The sequence below is a fragment of the Treponema sp. UBA3813 genome (genome assembly GCA_002368605.1).
In the GTDB taxonomy this organism is placed as follows: domain Bacteria; phylum Spirochaetota; class Spirochaetia; order Treponematales; family Treponemataceae; genus Treponema_D.
Genome location: DFEB01000030.1, coordinates 1 through 12,044 on the forward strand (window position 1 = coordinate 1; position 12,044 = coordinate 12,044).

The following is a 12,044-nucleotide window of genomic DNA, read 5'->3' on the forward strand; positions in this document are numbered from 1 at the left end:
GTCCTCAAATATTTTGCCATGAGGCAGCCGTTTGCCAGGACCGCCTGATTCACGCACATCTTGCAGTGAACGCATTTTTCTTCGTCTATGTAATAGCCTTCCGCCGTAATACTGATTGCCCCGCTCTTACAGACGCTCTCGCATTTAAGGCACTTTCTGCAGGCATTGAACTTTCTTATCTGATAGCTGATCTGCCTTTGCAAGTCCTCATGGTCGGCCACATTCATGGTCCTCACCTTTACCGCATTCTCAAATCCGTCCACCGTAAAAGGCTGAATCGAAATGATAGGAACATTTGTCCGCACATCAAGAATCAGAACTTCGTGCAAAAGCTTCCGTCCAAGCTCCCGGCTCACCTTTCCGAAAGGAACGAAAAGATTTACTAGTTCGTCACAAAAAGGACGGACAAGGGCGTAATTTTTTGCATGCTCTTCAGCCGTGCAGTTTGTGAAGCGGATTTTCACGTCGTTTGCGCTGGAAAGTCCGTTTCCACCCTGGCGAGCCTTCCAGCTTCCTGAGTCAACATAGACTTCCGGGTCAGGCTTTCCTATTTTTTTTGCAAAAGCGATTAAAAAGTCCCGCCACTTTTTACTGCGTTCACTCATATAGATGCGGCTTAAAAACTGAGCCCGCTGATTGTTATTTGGACAGCACCAGCAACCTACCCGGTCATAGCCCAGACGGTATGCGTCGTTAAAATCAACTTTTTCTGCCAGAAGATAAAGCCATACGTCAATGTCCTTCCAGTCGATAATCGGGCTTGCCACGGTCTGCTTCTGGATTTTTACGGACTCTTTGCTGTCTTCAACACGATTGTATTTTGAACGGCTTACGCTCTCAGCATGTCTTATTCCGTAAAATGTGAGGACTTTTTGATTTCTGTAAAGGGCGTTTAAAGTGCGGGTAATCGGGCCGGTCTTGAACATGGAGCAGCACCACCTCATCATGCGGGCGGGTGGGCCTATGTCGTCGCAGACCTTTATAAAGTCCTGCTCGTCGTTTATGGCTGTCTCAAAAATCGCAAAAGGGTGATTTTTTCTGAATCGTTCGGCATATTCCAGCGTGGTCGGGAATTCAAGTGTCGTGTTTCCAAAAATGTGAACAAGGCTCGGATTTGAAAGGGCTTTGGTCACGATGTCCGCAGTTACGCTTGAGTCCTTTCCACCTGAGAAAGAAAGAACGATATTTTCTGTAGGAAATTTTGCTGCCTCTTTTTTGATGAAGTCGTGGGCTTCGTTAATCAGAGCGTTCAATCTAGAGCCGTTGGCCTTTACAAATCGCTCAATCTGATTATCAAACGCAGCCGTGATTTCAGGCCGCTCGTTCTGAGTTTTCAGTTCTTCCAGTTTTTGTTTAAGAATATCTGTGTCTGCATCAAGGAACACTTTTGAAGGAATGGATTTTGATTTTCCGTCAAAATAATAGCGGCTGTTTTCACACCAGACGGATTTTTGGCTGAGGAAAAAAGGCTCTTTTCCAAGAAGCAGTTCCGTCAAAAGACGCTCCTGCGGGAATACAGGCCGCAAGTCCGTGGAAAGATATTGAGTTTCACCGCCACACAAGGGGCAGGTAGATTTTCCAGTCACCTCGTTGATTTTTGGCAAGGAACGGTTTTCTTCTGCGTCATTTAGAGAGGTGATGACAGGAACATCACAGTGCGAGCAGTAATAAATGTGTGCGGAAAAACGAACGTTTTTTGTGCTGTCTTCTTGTTGCATAATCTGTCTAGCCTATAAAATCTGATACATGAAAATACAGCCGTCATCGTATTTAGGCTTTACATGGAATTGAACGAACTGCTCTTGTTCTGCTGGCAAACGAGAAAAGCCCATTTTTGAGTAATGGTCGATTAATTTGTCGTTCGGAAGAGCGTAAATGTAAAGAGCATGAATTCCGATGTATTTTGCTAAACAACGAGAAATGGGAAGCACAAAGTATTCAAAAGTATACGTTCCCAATTTGTTTACATCGGGATGGTTTTTCCTGTAATTCTGATTTACGGCAAAATTTGAAAGCTCTATTGCGGGGATTGAATCAAATTTATCGTCTTGAACCTGCATTGTTATCAAACCCGTGCGAATAGAAAAATAACTTGCAAGTTCTTTTGTAGTCTTGTCTTTTACTAAATATGTGCGACTAAAATTGTTTTCTTCGTCATCATATGAAACATATTTTAAATAATTCTCAAGACCGTTTGCGTTTTTTCCTACCTCAAAAAGATTAACGAGTTCTGCGTTTTCTTTTGAATCCAAAAGATGTTCGACTGTGTAAGAATTTGTGTCGTAAACAGAAAACTCTACAATCATTTTTGCAGAACCTCCATAATTTTCTTTCGATCTTCTGCCTGAGCTTTCTGCATTGATTCTTCAAACTCCAAATTCTCTTTATGCATTTGTGTAAAGTCAGGTTTTGGAGTATTCAGTATATATGAAAGAGGATTCGTTTCTTTTTTTTGCTCAGATAAATATTCTTTAGTTATTGTTCTCATAATCCTTCCTCCTTCCAAATCATATTATTATAACACATTTTGCGAATTTAGGGAATAAAACGGGAAAGATAGCACAAAAAACGTTCGTTTAAACGAGCAACCTGCCTCAATCTCTCAATCATCCGGTTGGGATTCAAAAGAAAATCTTATTCCATTTAAGGAACTTTCTGATCAGGATGTCATAACGCTTATAAACCATGCTCTTTTAGGCAATTCAAAACGCACAACTTCTTACAAATATGTATTTTTCAAATCAATTCTGGACAATCTTTTCAATGTAGATTTGGACAGTTCTCCGGAATGTTTTTTGTCTTTTGATGCAATTTCCCTTCGTTTTGCCGAAATCTACTGGAACTTGATTTTAAAATTTAACCTTAACCAAATGCCTGTCTACGAAAATGGAAATCTTTCGGCAATTGAGCGAATTTTAAAAGATTTTTGTACAAAATATAATTTTCCCGTAAAAGAGATTCCCTTTTCTTTTGAAGGCTTAAAACCGGAACTTCAACTGGAGCTTGCACAGAATGTAAAGAAATCCGTAGTCACGAAGTATGTTTTGGGTGCATTTTGCGCGGACACTCAATGGCAATTCTATCATTTTTCAAAAACTCAAAAGTGGGACGGAATCTATCTGAACAAGGATTTTTTTCTTACGCTCGCTAAGTATCGCAGTGATTTCGAGAAAATCAATTACTTTGAATGGATAAAATATCTTGAAGGAATAAACAAAGAGGAAGACTCTTACATGCTGGCAAGCAAACTTGATCGTTCAACCGAGCGTGAGAATCTGAACTCTTACCGCAAAGTCTTGTTTGAATTCGGTCAGGAAAGCTGTTTTTACTGCGGCAAAAAACTTTCAGAAAACGCTGTTGATCATTTCATTCCATGGAGTTTCGTAAAGGATGACAAACTCTGGAACTTTGTTCTTGCCTGCCCGGCCTGCAATTCAAAAAAATCTGACAAACTTACTTCGCAATTATTCTTGACCAACATAAGGCTTAGAAATGAAAAATTAATCCTCAAAAAACATCCTTTCATACAAAAAGAATTTAAGTCTTATACTTTTTCAAAGCTTGCACTCATGTATTCCAACGCTGTTTTCAACGGATTTGAAGCGGGCTGGGAACCAAACTAATTTTCTGATTTCCCCTTCACCCAAGATTCCGCACCTTTTCCATGTTTTCCGAAGAATCAAGTTTATGTTTTTCAATGAATCTCTTCACAGTGTTTCTGTGTGTGCCGTAAAGTTTTGCAATTCTGTTCACGCTTGTTCCCGCAAAAATCATAACGCTGAATGCAAGCTCCGCACCGTCTAGTTTGCTTTTATTCCCAAAAGAGCCAAGGGGTCTGCCGAGTTTTTTGCCGTTCTTTTTGCGTAGTGCCAGGGCTTCTTTTGTCCGCTGGCTTATTAGCTGCCTCTCGATTTCTGCACTCAGTCCGAATGCAAATGCTAGAACCTTGCTCTGAATATCATCGCCGAGCCTGTAATTGTCCTTTATTGTCCATACTTTCGCGCCTTTTTCCATGAGCAGATTCAAAATCGACATAATCATAAAAATGCTTCTGCCCAGTCTCGAAAGTTCCGAGCAGATTATAAGGTCATCTTTTTTGACAATTTTTAGGAGATTACCAAGTTCCCGCTTTTTCGGCTCGATAGTTCCGCTGATAGTCTCCTCAATCCAGTCATTAATCGAAATTCCTTCTTTTTTACAAAATTCTGTTATCTCAAAACGCTGGTTTTCGACTGTTTGTTTGTCCGTGCTCACTCGAATATATCCATAAGTCATATGATAAAGATAGTGAAGATATTAACCGTAGGAAAGTTTTTTTCCTTATCTTCCCCTAATTTTTTTCATAATCTTTTTATGCCAGAAAGCGCGGGCCTTTTCTGCCAGAGTGTATAGCGGCTCGGTGCGGTCAACCTGGGCCGAGAGCATGAGCATTCCGGGAAGCCCCGTCACATGGTCGGCGTGTGTATGTGAGATAAAAATCATAATTTCCGGGGATTTGGGAATGACTTTTGTTTTTTCTTCTCTTATACTGTTGAATATGACACAAGCAGAAAGACGAATCTTTTTAATCGAATATCTTTTGGCTGAACATCCTGAATGGCGAAAGAGGCCTCTGCCTCAAACAGAAGCTGAGCAGAAATATCTTTTACGCTCACTGGTGAATGTGAGGGAGAGTCTGCCTGTAAGCCAAGAATTTTTGCGCATTCAGGATGAATATCTAATAGAAGAAAACAAAGCCCGTGGAATCACCGACATTGAAAGCCTGAAGCCAATCGAAAATGAACTATATCTTTGGCGGGGCGACATCACCACACTTAAAGTTGGCGCAATAGTAAATGCTGCCAACAGCGGAATGACTGGTTGCTGGCAACCCTGTCACGCCTGCATCGATAATTGCATTCACACTTTTGCGGGAATCCAGCTGCGGGCTGTCTGTGCCGACATTATGGAAAAGCAGGGACATGAGGAGCCAACCGGACAGGCAAAAATCACCAGGGCTTTTAATCTGCCCTGCGATTATGTGATTCACACTGTGGGACCAATCGTGGGTAATCATCTTACCGAGGAAGACTGCCAGCTTCTTGCAAGCTGCTACAAATCTTGCCTTAATGCGGCTAAGGAAAATAAAATCGACTCCATCGCCTTTTGCTGCATTTCCACCGGAGTCTTTCACTTTCCCCAAGAAAAAGCCGCCCGAATCGCCGTAGACACCGTGCGGAAGTGGAAGGCAGAAAATGAGAGCGACATCAAAGTGATTTTCAATGTCTTCGGCGAAAAGGACGAGAAAATATATCGGGAAATTTTTTCCTGATAAACTGTGATTCGCCACCCTATAAAGAAAGTACCATAAAAATGAGGAAAGAATAATGAGCGAAAAACTGCCCGACCCAATGACAGTCCACCCGATTGCGGGCTACGAAAAGGAAATCTACATAAAGCCCACGCTGAAAAATCCTAGCATCATCGTGGGGGATTTTACCTACATTGCCGACAGCGACTTTGAAAGCCATGTTACCCACCTCTACGACTGGAACGGCGACAGGCTCATCATCGGAAAGTTCTGTCAGATTGCCTCAGGCGTGGAGTTCGTGATGAACGGAGCGAATCACCAGATGAACGCTGTCACTACTTTTCCCTTTTACACGCTTGAAGGATGGAAGGCGCGACCGCCCTCAAAAAGCGACCTGCCGCTAAAAGGCGACACGGTTATCGGGAACGATGTGTGGCTGGGGCAGAACTCGGTGATTCTTCCGGGCGTGCGTATCGGCGACGGTGCGATTATCGGGGCGAATGCGGTCGTGGGAAGCGACATTCCGCCATACACGATTGCGGTCGGGAATCCCGCCCGCGTGATTCGCAAGCGTTTTGACGATGAGATGATTTCCCTGCTGGAACGCTTCGCCTGGTGGGATAAGCCGATAGGAGAAATCAAGGCTCTTATTCCGATTTTGACGAGCGGAGATTTGGAAACTGTGAAAATTGAGCTGAAAAAACGGATGATGGGGGCAGAACAATGATAAAAACGCTATTTTTTGGTGTGGGCTTGTTCAAGGGAGTGAAATAAAATCGCTCCAACGGAAAAGCGAAAAGAATTTTTATACGAGATGTAAATTGCAAGAGAGGAAAAAAATAATATGGAAAACAAGCTTACTTATAAAATCATGACTGCGGCGGACTACGACGAACTCTACGCCCTGTGGAATCAGGTTGAGCAAACCAAGCGGGCCTTGAATCCGGTGGACGACAGCCGGGAAGGAATCAGCCGTTACATAAAGCGCAATCCTTCCACATGCTTTGCGGCCCTGTCTGACGGAAAAATTGTCGGAGCGATTCTTACAGGTCATGACGGCAGGCGGGGAATCATCCATCATCTTTGCGTCCATCCTGATTTTCAGCGGAAAGGGATTGCGGCCACTCTCGTTTCAAAAGCAGAAGAAGCCCTTAAAAAAGAAGGAATCCAAAAACTCTTCGGACTTGTGTTTAAGGACAACGACAAGGCCAACGCTTTCTGGGAAAAGCAGGGCTACAGCCTCAGGACAAACTTAAACTACAGGAACAAAAGCCTGAACGAGGCCGTTCCACAGGGAGAATAAAAATGCAGATAAAGAAAACAAGTGCAGAGAATATTGGAGAGCTGATTCAATTTCGCCTTGAAGCAAATGTAAACACTTACGCGGCCTTTATGAACGAAGTTGAATCGACACGCCTCGATTCTCACGATTTTTGCTACCAAAAGGACGACTGGACTTACCACGACACTTATGTTGGAGGAGCGCAGTTTGCGGGAGAAGAAGCTATCTGGAAAGACGGAAAATCTGTTTACGCCATGAACTATATGGGACGGGTTCTTTCTAAAGATTTCAGCGGAAAATTCTTAAAAGCTGCCCTGCGTCATGCGGACAAAAAAATGCCCTACAGAGGTCCTGAGCATTACGAAGACGGCGTTTTTACATACAAGTGCAGCGTCAACGGCGATTTTACTTGGTTTCAGGGCTACGAAGAAATTTTCTTCCACGACAAAAAAGTCTATGAGTGCTACTTTCACGGCGGTCTTATATCTTAATCAGTGCATGCAGGCAAACTTGACTCTGCAAAACGTAGGTTGCTTTCAATGTCTTCGGCGAAAAGGACGAGGGCCAAAAATAACAGGCCGCCAATCATGTTGAAATGTACAAAAATGATTTTAAATTTTTATATGAAATCATGAAGTTCTATTGACATTACAACAAACCTGTATTATATTATTTATTGTAAGTTGAAAAGAACAACATCAACTTAACATCAAATTTGCTAATAAAAATAGCCGAAGGAGTAAAGCGTATGAAAATCGCAGTTGTATGTTCAAATGGAAAAGTGGGAAAACTGGTTGTTGCGGAAGCACAGGCAGCGGGTCTTGAGGTGACAGGCTTTGCAAAGAGCGAAAACAAGAGCGGCGCAAAGTCTTTCGTGCAGAAAGATTTGTTTGCCCTTACAAAAGACGACCTTGCAGGCTTCGATGCTGTGGTTGATGCCTTCGGCGCGTGGGCAGAGGCAGACTTGCCAAATCATTCAAAATCTCTGGCCCACTTGTGCGACCTTTTGAGCGGAAGCAAAACCCGTCTCATCGTCGTTGGCGGCGCGGGAAGCCTTTATGTGAACAAGGAGCACACGGCACAGGTCATGGACGGGGCCGGCTTCCCCGATGCATTCAAGCCCCTTGCAAGCGCTATGGGAAAGGCCTTGACCGAACTCCGTGCTCGCGACGATGTGCAGTGGACTTACATCAGCCCTGCCGGGGACTTCCAGGCAGACGGCGCGAAAACCGGCAAATGGCTTTGGGGCGGCGAGGAACTTACCCTCAACGCAAAAGGTGAAAGCATCATCAGCTATGCGGACTATGCGGCGGCTCTGGTGGAGGAAATCACCAAGGGAAATCACATTAAGCAGAGAATCTCTCTTGTAAGAGCGTAAGACGCAAATGGCGGACGGTGAAAATCGTCCGTTTTTTTGGTATACTGGGAAAAAGGAAATTTTATGACTATCAGACCTTATAACGAAAAAGACCTTCCGGCAATGATTGCAATCTGGAACGAAGTCGTTGAAGAAGGAAATGCATTTCCTCAGGAAGAGACACTGACAGAAGAAAGCGGGAAGGATTTTTTTGCTTCCCAGTCTCTGAGCGCAGTTGCGGAAGAAAACAGCAGGATTTTGGGGCTTTACATCCTGCACCCAAACAATGTGGGGCGCTGCAGTCACATTGCAAACGCAAGCTATGCCGTTTCCTCTGAGGCAAGGGGAAGACACATCGGCGAAATGCTGGTGAAGGACTGCCTTTTTCAGTCAGGGAGGATATTATGCGGATAAGCGTGCGTTTTACGGCGGCGGTGCACACAATCCTCTGCATCCAGTATTTTGAAAAGGACAATCGCGTCACTTCGGACTTTATCGCGGCCAGCACCGGCGTGAATGCGGTTATCATCAGGAAGATTCTCTTGCAGTTGCAGAAGGCTGGACTTGTGGAAACTAAGGCTGGCGTGGGCGGCTCTCATCTTGCGAAAAAGGCGGAGGAAATCACGCTGCTTTCCATATACAATGCAATAAACGAGGGCGAAGAGGAGCGGGATGTCTTTAACTTTCACCCAAATCCCAACGAAAAATGCCCGGTGGGAAGAAATATTCACCGGGCGCTGGATCCTGCGCTTGAAAGAGCGCAAAAGGCTCTGGAAGCGGAACTGGCAAAAACGACGATTGCCGACTTGCTTTCGGAATTGCCGTAAGTGCTAGGGATTGTAGCACCGCCGAAGGCGTTCGGTAGCGACCTCAGAGAGCGGACGAATGGAGCGAAAAGCGGAAGTGCGCAAAGCCCGACCTGTAGCGGCTTGCCGCGGAAGGGAGCACCCAAAAAAAAGAGGATAGAAAATCATGACAGAACTCATCACACAACTGAAAAAAGCACTTGATTCTGCGGATGCTGTAATCATCGGCTCTGGAGCCGGGCTTTCCACTTCGGCGGGATTCACCTACTCTGGCGAGCGATTTGAAAAATATTTTTCTGACTTTGCCGCCCGCTATGGCTTTAAGGACATGTATTCTGGCGGCTTTTACCCCTACGAGAGTCTTGAAGAACACTGGGCTTACTGGAGCCGCTACATTATGATTAACCGCTACATGTCGGCTCCCAAGCCGGTTTACGAGGATTTGCTTTCCCTTGTGGACGGCAAGGACTATTTTGTGATTACCACGAATGTTGACCATTGCTTTCAGAAAGCAGGCTTTGACAAAAAGCGGCTCTACTACACTCAAGGCGACTACGGCCTTTTTCAGTGCTCACAGCCTTGCCACCAGAAGACTTACGACAACGAAGAAACTGTCCGTGCCATGTGGGAGGCTCAAGGTTTTTCTGTTCAATGTCATGCTGAGCTTGATTCCGCATCTATTAAGAGTGGGGAAAAGATTCCGAATCAGATTCGGAATGGCAGCGAAAAGATTCCGGCAATGACAATTCCATCTGAGCTCATTCCCCGCTGCCCCATCTGCGGTAAGCCCATGAGCATGAATCTTCGGGCGGACGACACTTTCGTGCAGGATGAGGGCTGGTACAAGGCGGCGGAGAGCTACGAGAAGTTTCTGACCACGCGGAAAGCGGCTGACGGCGGGAGCGTGCTCTTTTTGGAACTGGGTGTGGGCGGGAACACGCCGGGCATCATCAAGTATCCTTTCTGGCAGATGACGGCGCAAAACCCTAATGCCACCTACGCTTGCATCAATTTTGGCGAGGCGGCGGTTCCAAAGGAAATAGTTGATAACTCAATCTGCATAAATGCTGACATCGGGCAAGTGCTAAAAGAGTTAGCGAAGTAACTTTCCAAATAAATTCGAGAGTGTCGCAAGCAGCACGAGGATTGAAAGATAGTCCGCCGCAAAAAGAGACAAGATGAGCCATGCGGGCAAATGTGTGTTCATAAAGATTTATGTTCTCGTTTTTTAAAGTGCCTTAACATCTTCAACAATCTGCTCTGTCGTCATGCCGCATTCCCGCAGAAGTTCAGCCGGATTGTAGCGGTCGTAGAATTTCTTTCCAAGGCCGTAATTTTTTACCAGCATTTTGCTTGAGCCGTAGAAGGAAGCGATTTTCTGGCCGAAGCCGCCTTCAAGGATTCCGTCTTCAAGGGTGATTACGAGCTGATGATTTTTTTCAAGCTCCCGCAAGACTTTTTCGTCAAGACCAGAAGCGAAGCGCGGGTTTATCAATGTTGGCGTAAATCCGCATTTTTCCTTGATTGCGGCGGCAACTTCTTCTCCTTTCTGGTAAAAATCCCCCAAAGCGATGACGGCAACTTTTTCGCCCTCTTCTTCGATTTTGAATTTGTTCAGCTCGTCGTAATTTTTGTCTGCCGGGCGGTGGGTCACCTGGTTTCCCGGAATCAGAATAAGGACGGGGTTTTCCTTTTGGTCAATGCTCCAGTCCAGCATGGAAATATATTCTTCCGCACTGGAAGGGCAAAGGACCACAAGATTCGGGATATTTGTAAAAACCGCGAGACCGAAAATGCCCAGATGGGTTACATCTGTAAGTCCGTCAAACGAAGAATAATTCATGAGCATGGTGACGGGAGTTTTGTTGATGCAGACATCCTGGGAAATCTGGTCGTAGGCTCTCTGCAGGAAAGTCATGTTCGTGACCACGAGAGGCTTTGCTCCGTTCTTTGCGATTCCAGAAGCAATCGCTACGGCCGCTTCTTCCGCAATTCCCGTGTCGATGTACTGATTTCCGAGAATTTTCCGCTCTTTTGGGCCAAGTCCCACAGCCATTGGCATTGCAGGCGTGACTACGACAAAATCCTTGTCTTTTTTTGCTTTTTCTACTATATATTGGCTGGTCATTCCGAAATAAGACTCGCCGCCTCCAAAATTCACCGTGGGCTTTCCCGTAGAGCGGTCGAATGGCATGCACCAGTGCCAGCTTTCCTTGTCTTTTTCTGCAAGCTCGTAGCCTTTGCCTTTCTGGGTGTGGATATGGACGACCACAGGATGATTTGAATCCTTAACTTGCTGGAAGACTTTGATGAGGGAAGCAATGTCGTTGCCCTTTTCTTCATAAAGATAATCAAGTCCAAAGGCAGTGAACCAGTTATTTTCTGCCTTGCCCTTTGAATCGCGGAGGGCTTTGAGATTTTTGTAGATTCCTCCGTGTGTCTCCGCGATTGCCATTTCGTTGTCGTTCACTACGATGATGAAATTTGAGTTGAGCTCGCTTCCCGCAACGCTCAATGCTTCCATGGCCTCGCCACCAGAAAGGGAGCCGTCACCGATAATGGCGATGATGTTTTCTTTTTTGCCCAAAATGTCACGGCCTTTTGCCAGTCCCAAAGCCAGTGCGATTGAAGTGGAAGTGTGCCCGATATTGAAAAAATCATGCTCGCTTTCGTCGGGGTTCGTGTAGCCTGAATCTTCCGAAAAACGCTTGTCGTCGAAGTAGCCGGCTTTTCTTCCCGTGAGCATTTTGTGGGCGTAGGCCTGATGGGAAACATCGAAGACGAATTTGTCTTTCGGAGAGTCAAAAACATAATGAAGTGCGATTGTTGCTTCCACAAAGCCAAAGTTGGGGCCAAAGTGTCCGCCAATTTTTGTAAGGCGGTTAAAAAGTCCCTCGCGGATTTCTCCTGCGATTGTCTCAAGTTCAGGAACAGAATATTTTTTTAAGTCTTTTGGCGAATTGATGGTGTCTAAAATCATATAAATCTCCTACTCTTTCTCAAATTCTGGCTTCCAGGCGGCAAACTGAACCAACTGCTCATCGGTACGGTGGTAGTAGCGTTCGCCCTTGTCCATCAGGCTGTAAACATATCCTTTTTCGTAGTCCATTTGATTCTCCTTATAGTCTACTTTCCGCTCTTCTTCACCCACTCGTCCACGGCCTTTTCTGCCTTTGCCCGCTCATTCTGGGCGGTGGCTCCACGGACGGCAAGGGCTTGTTTTACCGTGGCGTTTTTGTAGAGCCGCTTGATTTTTCCGTCGGTGCCGCTCACTCCGCTTCCTGACGCCTTCGCAGCACAGCTGCTCGG

15 protein-coding genes and 1 pseudogene are annotated in these 12,044 nt (G+C 45.4%); 9 read left to right on the forward strand and 7 right to left on the reverse strand.

Annotation, left to right across the window (positions count from 1 at the left end):
* The 3 genes from B2089_RS04610 to B2089_RS04620 form a co-directional block, all read right to left on the reverse strand.
* Positions 1–1,718, reverse strand: a 1,718-nt coding sequence (locus B2089_RS04610; RefSeq protein WP_296686145.1) for a phosphoadenosine phosphosulfate reductase family protein, incomplete at its 3' end; no start/stop codon positions are given.
* 12 nt (positions 1,719–1,730) lie between these two features.
* Positions 1,731–2,306 carry a hypothetical protein gene (locus B2089_RS04615; protein WP_296320095.1) on the reverse strand — a complete coding sequence of 192 codons (576 nt, stop codon included), beginning with the start codon at positions 2,304–2,306 and terminating at the stop codon, positions 1,731–1,733.
* A complete protein-coding gene (locus B2089_RS04620; protein WP_296320092.1) occupies positions 2,303–2,488 on the reverse strand; it encodes a hypothetical protein in 186 nt (61 codons plus the stop codon). The genes B2089_RS04615 and B2089_RS04620 overlap by 4 nt, the downstream gene beginning before the upstream one ends.
* Positions 2,489–2,795: 307 nt before the next feature.
* On the opposite strand from B2089_RS04620, the gene B2089_RS04625 reads away from it, so the two are divergent.
* A complete protein-coding gene (locus tag B2089_RS04625) occupies positions 2,796–3,623 on the forward strand; it encodes an HNH endonuclease domain-containing protein (protein ID WP_296320090.1) in 828 nt (275 codons plus the stop codon).
* 16 nt (positions 3,624–3,639) lie between these two features.
* Here the strand turns inward: B2089_RS04625 and B2089_RS04630 are convergent, their stop codons facing one another.
* Both B2089_RS04630 and B2089_RS04635 read right to left on the reverse strand, forming a co-directional pair.
* Positions 3,640–4,275 carry a master DNA invertase Mpi family serine-type recombinase gene (locus tag B2089_RS04630; RefSeq protein WP_296320085.1) on the reverse strand — a complete coding sequence of 212 codons (636 nt, stop codon included), beginning with the start codon at positions 4,273–4,275 and terminating at the stop codon, positions 3,640–3,642.
* Positions 4,276–4,380: 105 nt separating this feature from the next.
* Positions 4,381–4,479 (reverse strand): annotated as a pseudogene (locus B2089_RS04635) (ribonuclease Z); the annotation flags it as partial.
* Between the two features lie 58 nt (positions 4,480–4,537).
* Between B2089_RS04635 and B2089_RS04640 the strand changes: the two are divergent.
* From B2089_RS04640 to B2089_RS04675, 8 genes are all read left to right on the forward strand, one after another.
* Positions 4,538–5,311 carry a protein-ADP-ribose hydrolase gene (locus B2089_RS04640; RefSeq protein WP_296320082.1) on the forward strand — a complete coding sequence of 258 codons (774 nt, stop codon included), beginning with the start codon at positions 4,538–4,540 and terminating at the stop codon, positions 5,309–5,311.
* A 55-nt stretch (positions 5,312–5,366) separates the two neighbouring features.
* Positions 5,367–6,017, forward strand: coding sequence for a CatB-related O-acetyltransferase (locus tag B2089_RS04645; protein ID WP_296320080.1), 651 nt, complete (start codon positions 5,367–5,369; stop codon positions 6,015–6,017).
* Between the two features lie 117 nt (positions 6,018–6,134).
* On the forward strand, positions 6,135–6,593 hold the full coding sequence (locus tag B2089_RS04650) for a GNAT family N-acetyltransferase (RefSeq protein ID WP_296320076.1): 459 nt from the start codon (positions 6,135–6,137) through the stop codon (positions 6,591–6,593).
* A 2-nt stretch (positions 6,594–6,595) separates the two neighbouring features.
* On the forward strand, positions 6,596–7,063 hold the full coding sequence (locus B2089_RS04655; protein WP_296320073.1) for a DUF5680 domain-containing protein: 468 nt from the start codon (positions 6,596–6,598) through the stop codon (positions 7,061–7,063).
* Positions 7,064–7,320: 257 nt separating this feature from the next.
* On the forward strand, positions 7,321–7,950 hold the full coding sequence (locus B2089_RS04660; protein ID WP_296320071.1) for an NAD(P)-dependent oxidoreductase: 630 nt from the start codon (positions 7,321–7,323) through the stop codon (positions 7,948–7,950).
* Between the two features lie 63 nt (positions 7,951–8,013).
* Entirely contained in the window at positions 8,014–8,343 is a 330-nt protein-coding gene (locus B2089_RS04665) for a GNAT family N-acetyltransferase (protein ID WP_296320068.1), read from the forward strand.
* Positions 8,334–8,756 carry an Rrf2 family transcriptional regulator gene (locus B2089_RS04670; protein WP_296320065.1) on the forward strand — a complete coding sequence of 141 codons (423 nt, stop codon included), beginning with the start codon at positions 8,334–8,336 and terminating at the stop codon, positions 8,754–8,756. The genes B2089_RS04665 and B2089_RS04670 overlap by 10 nt, the downstream gene beginning before the upstream one ends.
* Positions 8,757–8,901: 145 nt before the next feature.
* Entirely contained in the window at positions 8,902–9,840 is a 939-nt protein-coding gene (locus B2089_RS04675) for an SIR2 family NAD-dependent protein deacylase (protein ID WP_296320063.1), read from the forward strand.
* Between the two features lie 123 nt (positions 9,841–9,963).
* Here B2089_RS04675 and B2089_RS04680 read toward each other — a convergent pair whose 3' ends face one another.
* Both B2089_RS04680 and B2089_RS04685 read right to left on the reverse strand, forming a co-directional pair.
* Entirely contained in the window at positions 9,964–11,715 is a 1,752-nt protein-coding gene (locus B2089_RS04680) for a 1-deoxy-D-xylulose-5-phosphate synthase (protein WP_296320059.1), read from the reverse strand.
* Between the two features lie 146 nt (positions 11,716–11,861).
* On the reverse strand, positions 11,862–12,044 hold a 183-nt coding region (locus B2089_RS04685; protein WP_414717860.1), incomplete at its 5' end, for a hypothetical protein.